Source organism: Chitinophaga nivalis, assembly GCF_025989125.1.
GTDB lineage: Bacteria > Bacteroidota > Bacteroidia > Chitinophagales > Chitinophagaceae > Chitinophaga > Chitinophaga nivalis.
In genome coordinates, this window is sequence record NZ_JAPDNR010000001.1 from 6,864,055 (window position 1) to 6,881,329 (window position 17,275).

The window sequence follows — 17,275 nt, forward strand, 5'->3', positions numbered from 1 at the left end:
AATTTATATAATTGAACATTCTATCGTAAAGGTAGTGCCGGTATCAACGCCAGACTCCACATCCAGCCGCCCGTTGAGCAATTCCACCCGGGCTTGTATATTTGCCAGGCCCGCACCTTTCAGGTGCTGCAGCTGCCGCGTATCAAATCCGCAGCCATCATCTTCCACGGTGAGAAACAACATACCATCGCGTTGTTGTAACTGTACGAATATCTGGGTGGCAGCAGCGTGTTTAACGGCATTATTAATCAGCTCCTGCATGATGCGGTACAACACAATCTGCCGCGAATGGCTCATGTCATTCTGATAATTATAGACTTGGCAAGCCACTGGAATACCTGTTTTCTTCAGGCCATTGCAATACTCAATGGTGGCTTCTCCCAGCCCGTATACCAATAATACTTCCGGCATCATACTGCGTGCTATCCGGCGTAGTTCATCCACGGCGTTATCCAGGTGATGCAGGGTACGGCCTACAATATGTTTGGGCTTCTCTCCTTCTGCTACCAACACCAGTTGCGACAATTCAATCTTCACACCAGATAATAATCCGCCTAATCCGTCATGCAGGTCGCGGGCAAGTCGCGTCCGTTCCTGTTCCTGTCCTTCCAGCATGGCCGACAACAGCGAAATGCGGTGTTCCTGCCTGATTTTATCTACCTCCAGCTGATGCAGTTGCTGCGCCTGTTTTAAGGTTTTAGAGCGTTGCTGATAGGCGTAGGCCAACAGTAACACCGCCAGTAAACTGGCGATGGAGAGGCCAATATATACCTGATTTAACCTGTGATTGAAAGCTATTTTTTGTTGCATCACCACCAGTTCCTGCTCCTTCTTTGCTGCTTGCAGCTGGGCAGCTGTGAGTGCCTGCTCCTGTTTTCCCTGTTCTACCCGGGCCTGCAGCAATGCTTTGTCTTTCAAGCTGGCTTCAAACTGTGCCACCAGTAGTGCCTGCGCTTTTTTGCCGGTTTCATAACGCGCTTCTGTCAGTGCCTTATCCTGTTTATCGGAGAGGTAGCGGGCTTCGAGCAAGGCCTGTTCTTTTTTGGCGGCTTCATACTGAGCTTCGAGCCGTTTACCCAAACTCATTTTATCACCATTAAAAATATTGGTGTAGGCATTGATGTATTGTTTGTAATAACGTAGCGCTTCCGGCAAATCGCCTCTTCTTTCATGAATCTGCGCCAGTATTTCGTTGAAACGGATTTCGGTGCGGTTGTCGATGATGGGTTCTTTATACAACTCCATAATAGCGGCGCCGATCAGCGATTCAGCATAGGCATCATTGTTTTTCTCCAGGGCGTAAGCCGCCATCATGGTATAGCTCCGCGACAACGTCAGGTAGTCGTTGGTTTTCTGCCCCAGCGCAATGGCCATGTCCAGGTAATACAAAGCAGTATCTCGATAACGGGCAGGCATATACGATTTGTAGATACCGGCTATATTCACGGCCGTTGCTGCCATTTCAGACAAATGGGTGATTTTATTTTCGTTCCGCCGTACCAGCTGCATGGCCTGCCTGTGATAATAAAGGGCTGAATCCAGCAAGTCGCGCCGGGTAGTATCGTTTCTGAAATGATTGATAAAGCTGGTACCCAGATTTTTACTGGCAGCTGCCATGGCTTCCGGAGAATGACTGCCGGTGGCGGCCTCAAAACCCAGCCGGGCATACTTTTCCTGCATCGCCACATCTGCCCACTGATCATAAATGCCCGCCAGTTCACCATAAATAGCACTCAGGTATAAGCCGTTGTTTTGTTTATCCAGCAGCGCGATGCCTTTCAAAAAACTAGCTACCGCCTCCTGGGGTTTGTTTTCCCGTTCCAGCAACCACCCGTTGCAATACATCACATATCCTTTGATGACTTTATCCCGGATATACGGGCTATAAGTAAGCGCGCTGTCGATATACAACCGGGCCTTTTCCGGCGCAGCATCTGCACTGTGTTGCGTAGCCAGTACTGCATAGGCGAATGACCGGTACTGTGGATCTTTCAGGGAACGGGCCAGTTGCAGGGTAGTTTCCATCATTTGAAAAGCCGCGGAATGGCTTTTCCGGTAATAGATAATATTGGCCAGCTTTGCCATGGCGAGTACCCGCTCGCCGGCAGGTAGCTGCGGTTTGGCCAGCACCCGTTTTAAACTGTCGGCCGTTTCTCCTTCCTGTGCCCTCACGGGCATCATCCGGAAACCGGTACACAACAGCAACAACAGACTGATACGATATATGAGATGATATATAAAACGTGTTCGTTCCTTCATGCCGCTTCCGGGCTGTTTACTGACGCCCTGCTTCTTACTGTTTTACAAAAATAAATACGGCCATAAAGATAATATTATAAAGATGCATTGAACGGGTTGCCACCAAAAATCCCTGATTACAGGGGTATTCGTCGCTTTGACGGGGTAGATAAATGGCTGTTTCCGGGGATATTTTATCAGGGAGCAACGAGCTAATTTTGTGTCATCAAATCATCCGGCATAAGAGATTAATATACCCAAAAAAGTGCCCCCTTAACCCCATACCACTATGGCGCATGCGTCCATAGTGGTTTTTCTGTTTCCTATCAACAAGACATAAAAAAGGGGAAATGGCAATACATCACCATTTCCCTCTCAGCATAAGGCAAATTACAGGATTAGCTGAACACAGCCACTGCTGCGGGCTGTCTCAGGTAAACGTTCTTTACGCGGTAACAGGACATCTCAGCGTAGGCACACAAAGCGGACTGCAGATATTCCGGGTGGGCGGCAGGCAAACAGGCAGGCTGATCACATGCGGTGAAGTCTGCTGTGCCCCGTTTCCGGCCATCAATAACATTTGCTCATCGTTGCTTAAGTCAGCCACGGTTTGTTTGTGCAGTGACAGTTTGTTGGTCAGGAGGAGTGTTTTCTTTTTCATACGTAACATTTTGTGGGATTACATGATAAAATATAGGTGACTTACCTTTTACGGCTATCTTACCAGTATATTTTTTCAGGAGATATTGGTAAGGATAACTACAGATAGCTGTTGGGAATAGCCATCATGCCAGGCACTTTAAAATTAATAAAAGCGGGTGCGGTATTGCTGCAAGCCGTTCTTTTTCACACTTTGTTACCCTGTTTTTTATAACCGGAAACGGAAGTCGGGTACGCCATTGGTGAGATGAATTTCTTTCCAGGGTCCTCTCAGGTACAACCAGGTACGTATGCCAATCCCCGTTATAGTAAAGGGTACAAATGTTTCTTTGAGTTGTGTATGTAGTTGCTGTGCTTTAAAGGAAGTGACTTTGTTCTGAATAGTAATATGCGGCCGTAATACCTGCCGGTCCTGCCGTTTCAGCCAGGGATCAAAAGCGGTTTGCATGGCAGCATGCCATTGCTGTAAGTCGTCGGACTGTATCGTATAGGCCACACCGTTAGCAAAATTCACGATGCCGTCTACGGTCAATACCAAAGGAGGGCGTTGTACCATGCTGCGCAGGATATCATAAATCGCCGGTTCTCCGGATGGCAAATGATAGAATAAAGTCAGGTGTGCATCCAGATAGTTGGCATGATTCGGAAAATGCGCCTGCCGTAAAGCATTAAAAAAATGCCTGTGCGTCTCGTCAATATCCAGCGTGATGATTAATGGTTTATGGTGCATAAGGAGCTTTCTCGCGGAGCGAAATTACAGCTTTCCCCCTGATCTTTTTATCACCAGGCCCGTAACGGCTACAACCTATGCTGGCAGCGCACAAATGCCGTTATCCATCATCCCGTTCCGCTAAACATACTGAACAATAAGGCTGTGGCAGCCGCTCCAGAAGATGGGTAAAAAATTGCGCTACGCGCTGATCCATATCGGTGGCAGTAAAGACGATCCGGCGGTTGCCATCATCCGATAACGATGCCTTCCAATCTTTTATACATGCACCTTTCACGGGGTCTGTTCCGCTTCCGGTTATTATCACAGAGGCATAGTTGTTGAGCGCAATCCCGTAAAAGTAAATAACCGCTCAAATACTTTTGCCATGACTACGTCCTTATCTGCTACGCAACTGATTCCTCCGCAGAAGAAAGGAGGACAATCCAACACGTCCAGCACCCGTACCAGCGGCAACGCTACAGAAGCCGGCATGATTTATCAGACAGCCAAAGACAGGCTCCTCGATGTCAATCACTGGCAGGAGTTCAGCGGAGGGCTTACGGCTTCCTTTACCCTCGTGGATGAAAATGGAAAGCTATTACGCCGCCATGCCCGGGAAGGAGACCATATCCGGGTTAAGATTCCTGCACCAGGCACCGATACCGGCGAAGGTTATGACTGGGTATGTATTGAACAAATACAGGAGGCCGAAAATGATAACGATGCGCTGGCCTATATAGGTATGCGCGTGCGTCCTTTCCCGGCGCCGGCACATGCCCATAAGGAAGTCGCGCACTTTTTCCGGGCTTATGCCTCCAGCTCCTTTATGGTAGTAAAGAAAGGCAATAAAATCATCGCCAGCGTATTTGGCAGGAATGAAATACCTAATACAACCGTCAGGGCTTTTACCGACAAGCTCAGAAATCTGCTCATCGGCTTCACCGCTATACTCGGATTCTCAAAAGTGCAATGGAAAAAACTGGTCAACGGATTATTAAAGTCCGGGCCTGTCACCTGACGATGTTGCTGCTTAACATGCATAGGCAGCGGGCAGGTAAAATCTGCCGCTACATTAAAAACATACGGGAACAGCCCATCGGGTATTGGGATAGACTTCGTATCAGCAAAAAATACTTGTTACAACATCTTCCTGACGGGCATCCGTTTAACAACTATTTCCGCTTACTAAATGTTTATGTTATGACAAAGTCTTCTGCAAACCAGCAAACGCACCCACATACACCCGGCAAAACAGCAAAGAAAGCAGTCAAAAAACAGCACTCTGCCGTATCACCTGCAGCAGCAAAGGATCAGGATGAGCCGCAACAGCCGGAAACAACAGGCGCCTCGCCCTTACAGGACATCATAGATAACTATACCACTCAAAATGCTTATAAGCCCAGACACCCGGAAAGAGTGCCCGAGGAAAACAACCTGATAGCGGATGATACCGCCGATGGAGACGACTACCGGGATTATTATGAGAACAGGGCACAGTAAATATATTTCCGGAAGGGAAACAGGATGAAAACGGCAACATTTATTCACCATAAACCCTGTTATTATGTCTATTGTAAAAGTTATTGAAGTCATTGCATCCTCTGAAGTAAGTTTTGAAGATGCCATTAAACAGGCGGTTGCTGAAGTATCCAAGACCGTCCGGAATATAGACAGTTTGTACATCAAGGATTTTAAAGTACACATCAAAGACGGCAAGGTAGCCTCATATGGTGTTATCAGTAAGATTTCTTTCCGGGTAGACATTGACAAGTAGCCACCCGTATCGTTTATCCGGTACAAAGGCCTGATACGGGGAAAGCCCTTCCGCCACCGTTTAGCATGGTAGCGGAAGGGCCTTCCCTCAACAATCAACAGGTGGCTGATTTCCTGTTACTGCAACTGAATTCCGATGTTATCGGCCACAGACTTCCGGTAATAATAGGAAGCGATGGCAATATCGTATACGGCCATACCCATGGGATTAAACATCACCACATCATCGACGCCGATCTGTGGCAGAATGCCCGGCAGGGTAAGTTCCGGAATAGAAATCGTATCCTTTTCCTGGAGGCTCAGTTCCAGGTGCATTTTTTCAATATCTGTATTTTCCCGGCAGATTTCTTCCCAGTTATCCACTACAATATAGCTCATATATGGTAATAATGAAGGGAGATAATCACGTAGGGAAACATTTAGTTGTAATGAACCCTTTTTGGGGGGAATATTAATATATCGCTCCGGTGATACGGTACAGGTAATAAAAATATCCGCATCCTGGTAGGCTTCTTCCCAGGTAGACACGACGGTAACATCCAGATCCGCCGGTATACTTTCAGCAGCTATCGGACGTATATCGTACAGAACAACTGCACCGATGGCGTCGCCCAGCACCGCCTGCAACATCTCCAGGTGTATCTGGCCAATGACCCCAAAACCGGCGATCCCTATTTTCAGTGCTTTCCGGAATTTCCGCCGCCGTTTCATCTCAGTGAGGAAAAACCCGGAGACGGCTGCCGTTCTGATAGCACTGATCAGGGTGGTGTTGAAAATAGAAATCGGCACGCCGCTGTCAGCTTCATTCAAAATAGTTACCGAATGGGCCCTGTGCAGGCCACGCTCAATATTCGATGGGAAACTGGCGATCCACTTGATGCCTGCCATCGCTACGTCTCCTCCCACATAAGCCGGCATGGCAATAATCCGGTTCGTCAGGTCCCGGTACCGTAGATAAGGTTTTACAGGCTGTGCAAAATCTTTTTCACGGATCAGTACCGTTGCATCGCTAATAATATTTACCAGTTCTTTCCAGTCTTTCCCAACTGTCAGTATTTCATTTGTGCCCAGATAAATCATGGTTATTGAGTTTTTACGATAAAAATGATAATGAATGATGATGCGCGGATATGTCGCAGTCGACGTATTACACGTCCACTACAACAATGGGTAACAAAGTATTACAATACGTCTCTTTCTCTTCTGTTCAACAGAAAAGTCTACACATGAAAAGAAGGTGTGATTGTAAAAATGACAGGTATGGGATGTTGACTATAAAACAACGCCATGGCCCATTGGGTTAATCGATGTCTCATAGGAAGGCATAGCTGGCGCTGGTATCAGCGAACCGGCAACCACCAACAAACAAAAACAGTAGCAAAATATTGAAAAACGGCAAAATAAAAAATTATTCTTCAACATATTCACTTCCAGACGCGCTCATTTTCTTTGTAAACCTGCATCAACAAAGCATTACATCAACATAACAATTGATTGTCAATCGCGCACTTAATCAGCATGGCGGTATTTCTGGCTTTTAGTTTCCCTAACAGATTTCTACGGTGGCTGTCTACCGTATCGGCACTGATAAATAATTTCTCTGCAATCTCCAGGTTGGTATTCCCGTTGGCGATCAGCGACAATACCTCTTTTTCTCTTTTAGTCACATGCGGCGTATGTACACGCCCGTTATGTAACGGGCCATGCAAGGTTTCCTCCGCATCCGGTGAGAGGTAAATTCCGCCGGCATGTACAGTATGAATAGCCGTCAGCAGTTCTTCCTTATTGGTATTAATAAGCATACAACCACTGGCGCCGTTTTCCATCATGTCCTGCAGGTGTTTTTTCTCTTTCTGATAGCTCAGTCCCAGGACTTTCACCTGTGGGTATCTTCTTTTGATAGTAGCACACAGGTCTGCGCCACTGATGTCTGACAGGGTTATATCCAACAACATCACATCTACCGGGTGATGTAGTAAAAACTTAAGGCAGGAGGCGCCATTTCTGGCCTGCCCCGCCAGCTCTATATCTTTCTCAAGGCAAAGTAGCGAGTGAAGCCCCTCCAGTATTAATGGATGGTCATCCACAAAGTAAACGCGGATCATGGTTTTTCAGGTTTGCTGTAACGTTAACATATGCTATGGCATAGCCTAAATCGGGCGAACAGAAAATTAAAAGTACTCACAGAATAAACGTAATATAACTAAAAAAAACATACTGCTCAGCAGTAAGTCGAAGGGGAAATTGATAGCATGGTTTGCGCGCTCCTTGTTGGCAATTTTATTATACAGACAGTCATCAGGACATCAACAAACATTCATCCCAGGCAGGCACGGTATTATCGTCTACAAAGCTCATCAGCGCCAGTCCGATACCAGCTATGCCTTCCAGTACATTATGGCTGTTGACATAATCCGGGTGATGCAGGAATTTGTATCCGGCCAGGCCGTCTTCCCAGGTGTTCATTTTGAGGGTGGCTTGCAGCCAGAACTCAGCTCCTTGTTGCAGCAGCGGATCGCCGGTAGCTTTAAAGGCCTGCAGTAGCATGTGGGCTACGCCGGCACTGCCATGACACAAACAGGCGTCGTTGATGCTGCCGTTTTCTGCATTTCTGTGTTGTACAATATGTTTAAATATCAGATGTGCTTCCGTTTTGTAATCTTCCCGGCCTGTACGTACCCCTGTCTGCCACAGTACAGCTGCAATACCCAGGTCGCCATAACACCAACCCAGCCGGCTTTGTGTACCATTGATCGCCACATTGTTCCTATCCACGATAACCGGGAACAAAGCGCCACCGGCAGGGACTTCTTTATTCCGCGTTGCCAGCAACCATTGTACACTTTTTTCAATCAATGGCAACGTTCTTTCGGGTACAATCCCTTTTTCGTATATCCGACCCAGTAAGGCGATGATAGCAGGCATACCGTGGGCCAGCCCCAGATTAAAAACAGGCTGCTCCTTCTCTTCCCGGCTGGTGGCAGAAAAATTATCTCTCCAGCTGATACCATGCTCCAGCGGGATGGCCTGCTGCTCCAGCTGCTGTACCAGTGCAGTCAGATGCGTGGCCGCATGTTCTGCCGGCAATCGTTCCAGCAAATACAAGGCAATTCCCAGGCCCTGATGCAGAAAATCAAGCCGTTCTTCCGCCAGTTCTGCCGTCAGAAATCTACCGGCAATCAGGTCTATTTCTGAAAAAGTATCTGCGATATCATCTTCCTCAATAAAGCCCAGTTCAATCAGGTGCTGAATACTCCAGGCAATACCGGTAATACCATTGCAATGCGCTACACTCATGGCTTCCGCAGATAATGCTTCTATACTTTTCAGAATCAATGCATGTACCTTTTCCAGGTGCTCATCGCGCTCGGTTAACTGATAATAATAAGCGTAAAAAAGTGCACATCCTGTGTACCCGCCCAATAAACCCGGATACGTGTCCGTTGTAACGATATCGTCCAATACCTGACTAATCTGCTGCAATACCGCTGCAGCCGCTTGCTTATTATCCATATGTGTAGGGTTCAACTTACTGAAAACTGCAATGGCAAAACATGTACTGTTTTATAAGTACATGCCTTGCCATGCATGGTATCTATGAAATAAAATTATGTCACTATCGTACAAAAATGAGCAGAAACCTCACTGCAAACCGGGGTACCTCCACGTAAATAAGCGATGCAGGTTCTTCGGATCGCACGTTTTTTTCTTTCTCTTTTCCAAGATAATCATAATTCTGTGAATCTCCATCAGAAGATACAGGAATCTTCACTGTAAACCGGAGCTCCCTGACAAAGGCAGGAAATCTTAACAGCTATACGCCACAAACCAGACTTGTCCTAAAAGCGTTGCCGCCTTTTACATCCTGTGCTGATTTGCCCAGATTGGCGACCCTGATTTTCCGAGGTACAGTTTTTTAGGTTGATTGCTTCAGCAGATACAGGTTCAATGCTTCATCACTGAATTAGCAAACTTTTGTTGAAGGAGGTGTACATCTCAGCATGCTGCAACCACCATTGATTGTTGGAAGTTTTTCGTTTGCTGCATCTGCGTTGGCCAGGCTCAGGTTGGAAACAGTAACTTTGCTTAAGATCAGTTTTTTTGCTGGTGCTTTTTTCATAAAAATAAAGGTTTAACGTTGTGAAAAATAAAAATATATATTAGAATATGTGACAGATGGCAGCATGGTGTCTGTGCCAACAGAATTTATATTTATGAGGGTGAATAGGGCAAAGGTTTACAGTTTTCAAAGTGTTCATTTTATAACGCGAAACAATTTGTGGTGGCCGTTTTTCAAAAGCAAATAGCATTCTTTATAAACTAGTTTAAAATTAATCAGAAAGGGATAAAATAAGATCACGGAAAAACGTGATTTTATTTTGCAGCAAAAAAGATCACGTTTTTCCGTGATACCCTTACCCTTACAAACCGGCCACGTTCATCAGCATAAGACAACCACCATGCCATCACTGCAGCTGAATGCCGATCATGATGATAGCCGAAGATTTTTATTTCGTATACACACCGCTTCTTCCCTTTAACTTTCCGGAACAGTTTTAGCCGCCGCATTTTTCCATGCCCGCTCGGAAAAATATAGACGGCATATCACTGCAACAGGTAGCTGCACAGGACCAGCGCTACTCACTGCCCGCCAGTTATATCCATAAGTACCTGAACATACTATTACTCTCCAACCAGCGTAAACATCAACGGGTGATCTACCATTTTTTTGCATAGATACCATGAATCGCAGATCGCTATCCGGAAGAAAAAACAACACGGCTACTTCATCAAACAACAAAACTGCTTCCGGGAAGATGGCCCGTAACATCTTCCCGGAAACAGCCCTGCAGGCAGTGCTAATAAAGTCCTTTAATCAGCAGATATTCTTTTTCTTCTTTTATGCGTACCTGGCACAAAGCATTGTCTTTGTGCAACCGGATAAAAGTGGAATACAGCAATATCAGCTGCCGGACAATGGCCAGCAACAATAATACAATAGCGGAAGTAAATACGGTTACAGACATTTTTCATTATTTAACGGATAAAATATATTGAGATAATTCGTCCAGTTCTGCTGCCGACAACTGCGGAAAGCCCGGCATTTGCGGATATCCGGCACGTTTTTTTCCCGGCGCTTTGATCCACTTTTTCAGTCCTTCCCTGTCATTCGCATAGATACCCGCCATCTCTTTAACAGGCGGCCCTATCAGCTTTTGCTGCGGATGATGACACGCGCTGCAGTTCATTTTAAAAATAGCAGTGCCTTTGGCTACCGGATCTGTTGCTGCCGGTGGCGCCGCGGCGGCCTGCTCCTCCCGGGCATGACTGCGTGCTGTTGCCGACATGGCTTCAAAAGCAGTCGTCTTCTCCGCTACCAGCTGCCGGTGGGTAGCCAATGCATTGGCACGATATATATGCCGGCCGCTTCCCATGAATAACACCGTAAGGGTCATCGCTATCACCACTTTACCGAAATGCCGCTGTATGTCTTCCGGCGGACCGGTAATCGCTTTCCACATGCGCCACATCGCCGGTAAGGCAATCGCCGCACCTGCTGCAATGACTACGATCAGGTTCCACTTCACCCCTTTTGCCGGTAGCGTGATCAGTACAATCGGCCCAATCATCAGCTGGAGCAAAGAAGCGGCAAGCGTAAGCGAATAAGCTTTTTTCTGTACATCATACCGGGTAAGCTGTGTAAAGTATGTTTCAAACGGATAACGTTTCCGGCGGGTATACCAGAATAAAAACAAGCCGGTGACCGCCAGAGAAGCACAGATGAAATGCAGGTACCGGGGAAATACATTCGGCAACAGCAACGCACTGACAAAACCTTTGATAGTACCCCATTTCTCCGGAAACAACATCAGGTTGATATTCACCAGGAAGATGAGCGGAATAAACAGGAACACCAATACGGCAGCCGCAATAAAAGTGATATGCAGCGGCTTGTTGTTTTCCAGTTGATGCCACGTATACTTGTGCAGGTACGTCAGCAGAAAAGCCAGGGTCACCAATGGTATAATAGAAATCCACATCAGTCCTGTCAGGGCATTGGCGCTATAAAAATATACGGTATAGAGGGTATTGATACTCAATAACGGCGCCACACCCAATACAACGGCCAGGCTTTTGTTGACGGTAATGGTTTTAGCTATCTCATGTGCCAGGATATCATATTCCCGGTTTTTTAATCCTTTGATCTGTGCCCATAGTGTCAGGATAGAACCACCCAGCATCAGGTTCACAAAAATAAGGTGCAGCAAAAAAGAAAGCACCAGCAGCACCACCAATGCCCACTCCGGTAACGGAAGTGCCAGCGGAATATCTCTCGGAACAGGGGTACTTGTTTGTAATAAAGCCATCATATGGTATCTGTTATTTTTTTATTGTGGTGTAATCGTGCCTGCCACGGTAGTGGTATCTTCGTTTATGCGTGCGGGTAATGCCATCGTATTTTGCAGGGGACTGACGGTCACGCCGGCAGCCTGCGCACCTTCCAATGTTTCTCCGGTTTGCTGCAGGTAACGGATATAGGCAGCCAGTGCCTCCAGCTCCGCTTTGTTGCCCGGAAACGGTGGCATATAGGTACGGCCCATATGCATATTGGGAATGTAGCCAATCATGGAGGCTTCATCCAGCGGCTTGCCGGCGCCAAACATCCGTTCAAATACAGTCACCACGGAGTTGATTCCATGTGTGGTATGACAGCGGCTGCAGGAAAGCAAAAAAACTTCTCTGCCGGCAGTCAGTTTATTCGTGGCCGTTACTTCCGGTGCCGCCGTATAGATGGCGTGTTTCAAAATACCATCCCGCTGATACAAGGGGTAATCTTCTTCCCGCAATAAGTTGGAATACATATAACCGCCAATCACATAAGGTTTACGGATAAATTCCCGCACCCTTTCAAAAAGCCCCAGGAAACCAAATGCCGCGATACAGGGAATCAATACCACGATGAAACGCAGTTTCGCCGGTTTTATCAATGCCCATACACTCACGACTACCACCAATCCCAACGCACCGATGATCACATATTTCAGCAGATCGTAATACTGCGCAAATTCCATCGTTCCCACCGCTGTACTCATATTGGCTTTCATCGCTGCCGGCATCACCCGGTAATACAATACGGCCGCTGTTATACAAACCGGCATCCAGGATAATATCCAGACAGCCGCCATTTTCAGCGCCCGCTTACGGATGGCCGTTCCCCGGTCTGTGAATACCGTGGTGAGCAACATCCCAAAAACACCCCCCAATATCATCGCTGCGGGTGTGCGGAATAATAACTGGGGCAGGTAAATCGGATTGGTAAATCCGTTCAGCAGACTGTGATCATTGTTCCAGTTGCCCGGGTCCATCATAAAGCCCAGGATAGACACGATGATGGCCATAGTGATCCAGGAAAACAACGATAGGAACCAGCCGAAACGGATATGCCGTAATTTGGATACCAATGATTGATTGGCATTTTTCCAGGTGAGAAAATAGATGAGAATCAGTACTACCTCTGTTACAAATACCGTCCACTCTACAAACCAGGCAAAGTAAAATACACGGATCAGGCTACCGATAGAAGCCGGACTGATAAGGGCTGCGGAGAACCAGATCCCGACGCCGGTCATGGCCCCGAGGGTAGTGGTAATCATAAATGCCACCTTCATTTTTTTATATACCATCTCATCCCAGGCAGGATCTGTAATCTGGTCAGGTGCTGCTTTTCTCACGCCGGTTTGTTCCAGCCAGGTGATATAGGGAATAAATCCTACTGCCAGTCCGTGATTGATCAATACGTGAATAATGGCAATGAAGGCAATCAGGAAACGATCGTTGAGCCAGTCGAGATGAAATAAGGGAAAATCCATACCTGCTTTTTTGAAGCACAAAATTCGGTACTGGCTCCAGGAACGGCCAGCAACAACAAAGCCGGAAGTTTCAATAAACGTTCCGGCTTTGTTCGTCATTAAAGGCTGGCATTTCAAAAAACGGACGTGGAGATATCACCATCCGTGCATAACATATCATTAAAGCGACGGCAACATCAGGAACGCAATGCCTCCATAGCCGCTATGATCTGGTGCATCAGCGGTTCTGTGGCATTGACATAATGATCCCAGCAGTCTATGGATTCAAAAAGATAATCGTCGCCTGCCTGGTACAAACGGGAATAACCATCTATATCTGCCAATGATTGCAGTAATATCAGCGGGCGGCCATGCAGTACCTGCCGGCAGGCCGTATGATAACAGGCACGGATCTCCGCTGATGTCCAGCTGTCTCCCAGCCATTGTTCCAAAGAAGGCGCATGTAACAGGCCGGCTGTGCGCAAACAATCCTGGTCAAAATTCATCGTTGTCATTTTTTACCATCTGTTCAAATTACATTTTCTGCCGGAATAAACAGTATGACTAAACAGCACCCTGTTATAAAATAATGCTACATATACGGTGGTGGCTCCCCTTCCGGCTTTATTATTTATCACGGCATAAAATTACTTAACGATTTGTTTACACTGACTTTACCCCACTAACGTGCTATAACTTGTACTTTCGCGGCTCGAATAAAAAATACGGGATCGTGAAACTTCCTTTGGGATTGCTATAGCAGCACTCCTGTAATCAAGCACTGACACACCGAACACCAACTGAACACCGACCTGACAAAACAGAGATAAGGAATGACAACAACGATCTGTAGCACTTATGTGAGCAAAACGAAGTATTGCTTACTGGCCGTCTTTTTTGCATGGACAACAAATGCGTATGCACAATCCGGACACGTTTCCGGCACAGTAAAAGACGCCGATGGCCTCACCCTTCCCGGGGCAACAGTAAAACTCAAAGGCACCAACAAAGCAACTCTCAGCGGACAGGATGGTAAGTACGACCTGGCGATTGACCGTTTATTCAATGCCAAAGACACCCTGGAATTCAGTTATGTAGGCTATGCGAAAGCCATGAAACCCTGGCAGGTTTCCGGTATCGTGGATGTAGTACTGCGTACAGATGGCAAACAACTGAATGCCCTCGTTGTAACGGCACTGGGTATTAAAAGAGACCAGATGGCGCTGGGATATTCCACCCAGACCATTGGCGACAAACAAGTAAATGATGCACGTTCCAATAACTGGGTAAGTGCGCTTTCCGGTAAAGTAGCCGGTCTGACACTCGTTTCTCCTGGTTCCGGTCCTGTCAACTCCACCAACATTATTCTCCGTGGTGACCGTTCGATGAAAGCAGGTGGCAACAACGCCCTGATCATCGTAGACGGTACCCCTATTAATACCGCCATCACCAGCTCCGGTGTTAGCAACGCTTATCAGGCCAGCAGTGGCAATGACCTACCCATCGACTTCGGTAACGGTATCAATGATATCAATCCGGATGATATTGAAAGCATTACCGTACTGAAAGGTGCGGGCGCCACGGCGTTATATGGTAGCCGTGCTGCCAACGGGGCACTGGTCATCACCACCAAATCCGGTGCGAAGAAAAATAAAAGTTTAGGCGTTACCGTTAACAGCAACATTGCCGTAAACGATATCCTGAAATGGCCCGATTACCAATATGAATATGGCCAGGGTACTGGTACCAGCGGCAAACCCAACAGCGACCTGTATTACTCTTATGGCAAATCTGCAGATGGGGTAGCTAATCATAGTACCAGCAGTGCCTTCGGGCCTAAATTCAATGGGCAGTACTATTTCCAGTATGATCCGGAAGTAGAAGGGCAATCGCCTGAACGTCGCGAGTGGCGGGCTTATAAAGATAACGTAAAAGGTTTCTTTAGAAATGGCTACACCCTGACCAACAGTGTTTCCATGGAAAAAGGCGGCACCAAAGCAAATGGCCGTGCTTCCATTACCCATTCCAAAAATGAATGGATCATGCCCAACACCGGCTTTGAACGTTTGTCTGCAGCCCTCAGCGGTAACTACAATGTAACCAGCAAACTGAAGATCAGCGCCAAAGGTACCTATACCGGTAAAAAAAGCGACAACCTGCCTGCCACCGGCTACAATAACCACTCTATCAGCTATTTCATGATATTCCAGAATCCGAACGTGGACCTGAACTGGTACCGCAGATACTGGAAAAAAGGAAAAGAACAGGTAGATCAGGTGCACCCTTTCAGCTCCTATATCGACAACCCTTACCTGATTGCGTATGAAATGACCAACTCCGTTCGCTCCGCCAACGTGGTAGGTAATCTCTCTGCGACCTATTCCTTCAACAAGAACCTGGATCTGATGGTACGTACGGCCCTCAACCTCGTGGATGAAGATCGTGCACAACGCAGACCACTCAGTACCCAAAATTTTGGCAAAGGCTATTATAAAGAACAAAGCATCAACAGTTACGAACTGAACACCGACTTCCTCTTAACCTGGCGGCATGCATTCAGTCAGAAATTCAAACTGAGCACTTCCGGTGGTGGTAACGCACAGCGGAACCGCTATACGGCCCAGAATGCCTATATCAACGGCCTGGCCACACCGGGAGAATATGGTCTGGACAAAGGACTGTACCCAGCTATCGCCAGACAGGTCAACGCAGATAAAAACGTCAACAGCCTGTATGCATTTGCGAATTTATCCTATGATGATAAAATCTTCCTGGATGTAACCGGTCGTAACGACTGGTCCAGTACCTTACCGGCCAACAACAACTCTTTCTTTTACCCATCTGTAAGTACCAGCGTAATCCTGAGCAAACTGCTGCACTTACCGAAAGCCATTGACTATGCCAAATTAAGGATGTCTTTTGCCCAGCTGGGTAACGATACCGATCCATATGGTGTAGACAAATACTTCCGGACCAACGATTTCCCGGGCAGCGTAAGCTCCAGTGGTACCCTGTATAATACCAACCTGAAACCGGAAATCTCCAACAGCTTTGAAACCGGCATGGAATTCCAGTTGCTGAAAAACCGTTTAGGCATGGACGTTACCTACTATCGTACCAATACCCGCAACCAGATCCTGGAAGCTGCTTTGGACCTGTCTACCGGCTACAACAAAGCATGGATCAACTCCGGTCTGGTACGTAACGCAGGTGTAGAACTGATGCTGAATGGTAAACCCATCAATAATAAAAACTTCAAATGGAATACCACTATTACCTGGGCCAAAAACACCAATAAAGTACTGGAACTCGCAGCAGGTACAGTAGATCAGCAATTGATCGGTACAGGCGGCGAAGCCAGCATCATTGCCAAAGTTGGCGGCAGCACCGGCGATATCTATGGTTTTGGTTTCCTGAAAACACCAGATGGCCAGATTATCTACAACAAGGATGGCGTACCTGCCAGACCAGCTCAGGTACAATATATCGGCAGGGCTTTCGCAGACTGGAAAGGTGGTATCAGCAATGAATTTACCTACAAAAACCTGCGTTTTAGCTTCCTCATCGACGGCCAGTATGGCGGCATGATCTACTCCCAGACACACCACAAAATGTCTGAACAGGGTAAGCTGACCAATACCTTAGCCGGTAGAGAAGAAGGTGTGATTGTTGGACAGGGTGTGGTTGTAAATCCCGACGGGTCCTATTCTCCCAATACCAAAAAAGTAGCGGTAGCTGATTACTATGATGAATACTACCGGAGAGCAAACGTAGAGGCCAACTCCTTTGATGCTTCCTTCCTGAAATTAAGGGAAGTACGCCTGGAGTATAACCTCTCCAAACGCTTGCTGAACAAAACCAAATTTAACCAGATTTCAGTAGCCTTCTACGGCCGTGATCTCGCCATGCTGACCAGCTTCCCGATGTTTGATCCGGAAACCGCGGCAATGAATGGCAGCAGTATCCTGCCCGGCGTAGAAATGGGTCAGATGCCAAGTACCCGCACCTTTGGTATGAACATCACCCTCAAACTTTAATCATC

The 17,275-nt window shown here is 47.0% G+C and carries 16 protein-coding genes; 5 read left to right on the top strand and 11 right to left on the bottom strand.

Translation table 11 applies throughout. From position 1 onward, the window contains the following. Positions 1-3: 3 nt before the first annotated feature. The 3 genes from OL444_RS24935 to OL444_RS24945 all read right to left on the bottom strand — a co-directional run bounded on the left by OL444_RS24935 (position 4) and on the right by OL444_RS24945 (position 3,628). The gene (locus tag OL444_RS24935) at positions 4-2,259 is read right to left on the bottom strand and encodes a sensor histidine kinase (RefSeq protein ID WP_264729086.1); all 2,256 of its coding nucleotides are present in this window, start codon (positions 2,257-2,259) and stop codon (positions 4-6) included. Positions 2,260-2,683: 424 nt separating this feature from the next. Then, entirely contained in the window at positions 2,684-2,899 is a 216-nt protein-coding gene (locus tag OL444_RS24940) for a class I lanthipeptide (protein WP_264729084.1), read from the bottom strand. A gap of 207 nt (positions 2,900-3,106) precedes the next feature. Next, complete coding sequence (locus OL444_RS24945) at positions 3,107-3,628, bottom strand: 2'-5' RNA ligase family protein (RefSeq protein ID WP_264729082.1); 522 nt, start codon at positions 3,626-3,628, stop codon at positions 3,107-3,109. Positions 3,629-3,995: 367 nt separating this feature from the next. Between OL444_RS24945 and OL444_RS24950 the strand changes: the two genes are divergently transcribed. From OL444_RS24950 to OL444_RS24960, 3 genes are all read left to right on the top strand, one after another. Beyond that, positions 3,996-4,628, top strand: a complete 633-nt coding sequence (locus tag OL444_RS24950; RefSeq protein WP_264729080.1) for a hypothetical protein — start codon at positions 3,996-3,998, stop codon at positions 4,626-4,628. 182 nt (positions 4,629-4,810) lie between these two features. After that, positions 4,811-5,110 (top strand): hypothetical protein, encoded by a 300-nt coding sequence (locus OL444_RS24955; RefSeq protein WP_264729078.1) that lies wholly within the window; start codon positions 4,811-4,813, stop codon positions 5,108-5,110. Positions 5,111-5,174: 64 nt separating this feature from the next. Then, complete coding sequence (locus OL444_RS24960) at positions 5,175-5,384, top strand: dodecin family protein (protein ID WP_264729076.1); 210 nt, start codon at positions 5,175-5,177, stop codon at positions 5,382-5,384. 116 nt (positions 5,385-5,500) lie between these two features. Here OL444_RS24960 and OL444_RS24965 read toward each other — a convergent pair whose 3' ends face one another. The 4 genes from OL444_RS24965 to OL444_RS24980 all read right to left on the bottom strand — a co-directional run bounded on the left by OL444_RS24965 (position 5,501) and on the right by OL444_RS24980 (position 9,503). Next, positions 5,501-6,463, bottom strand: coding sequence for a 2,3-diaminopropionate biosynthesis protein SbnB (locus OL444_RS24965; RefSeq protein ID WP_264729074.1), 963 nt, complete (start codon positions 6,461-6,463; stop codon positions 5,501-5,503). A gap of 398 nt (positions 6,464-6,861) precedes the next feature. Continuing rightward, positions 6,862-7,488, bottom strand: a complete 627-nt coding sequence (locus OL444_RS24970; protein ID WP_264729072.1) for a response regulator — start codon at positions 7,486-7,488, stop codon at positions 6,862-6,864. A gap of 193 nt (positions 7,489-7,681) precedes the next feature. Then, positions 7,682-8,896: a lanthionine synthetase C family protein gene (locus OL444_RS24975; protein ID WP_264729070.1), complete on the bottom strand. Its 1,215-nt coding sequence runs from the start codon at positions 8,894-8,896 to the stop codon at positions 7,682-7,684. 451 nt (positions 8,897-9,347) lie between these two features. Next, positions 9,348-9,503, bottom strand: a complete 156-nt coding sequence (locus tag OL444_RS24980) for a hypothetical protein (protein ID WP_264729067.1) — start codon at positions 9,501-9,503, stop codon at positions 9,348-9,350. Between the two features lie 455 nt (positions 9,504-9,958). Here OL444_RS24980 and OL444_RS24985 point away from each other — a divergent pair, with 455 nt between their 5' ends. Then, complete coding sequence (locus OL444_RS24985) at positions 9,959-10,120, top strand: hypothetical protein (RefSeq protein WP_264729066.1); 162 nt, start codon at positions 9,959-9,961, stop codon at positions 10,118-10,120. Between the two features lie 122 nt (positions 10,121-10,242). Here OL444_RS24985 and OL444_RS24990 read toward each other — a convergent pair whose 3' ends face one another. The 4 genes from OL444_RS24990 to OL444_RS25005 form a co-directional block, all read right to left on the bottom strand. Then, positions 10,243-10,410, bottom strand: coding sequence for a hypothetical protein (locus OL444_RS24990; protein ID WP_264729064.1), 168 nt, complete (start codon positions 10,408-10,410; stop codon positions 10,243-10,245). A 6-nt stretch (positions 10,411-10,416) separates the two neighbouring features. Next, complete coding sequence (locus OL444_RS24995) at positions 10,417-11,754, bottom strand: c-type cytochrome (RefSeq protein WP_264729063.1); 1,338 nt, start codon at positions 11,752-11,754, stop codon at positions 10,417-10,419. Positions 11,755-11,772: 18 nt separating this feature from the next. Beyond that, positions 11,773-13,254, bottom strand: a complete 1,482-nt coding sequence (locus OL444_RS25000) for a c-type cytochrome (protein ID WP_264729061.1) — start codon at positions 13,252-13,254, stop codon at positions 11,773-11,775. Positions 13,255-13,430: 176 nt separating this feature from the next. Beyond that, positions 13,431-13,748 (bottom strand): hypothetical protein, encoded by a 318-nt coding sequence (locus tag OL444_RS25005; protein WP_264729059.1) that lies wholly within the window; start codon positions 13,746-13,748, stop codon positions 13,431-13,433. Positions 13,749-14,066: 318 nt separating this feature from the next. On the opposite strand from OL444_RS25005, the gene OL444_RS25010 reads away from it, so the two are divergent. Continuing rightward, positions 14,067-17,270 (top strand): SusC/RagA family TonB-linked outer membrane protein, encoded by a 3,204-nt coding sequence (locus OL444_RS25010; RefSeq protein WP_264729057.1) that lies wholly within the window; start codon positions 14,067-14,069, stop codon positions 17,268-17,270. Positions 17,271-17,275 lie beyond the last annotated feature (5 nt).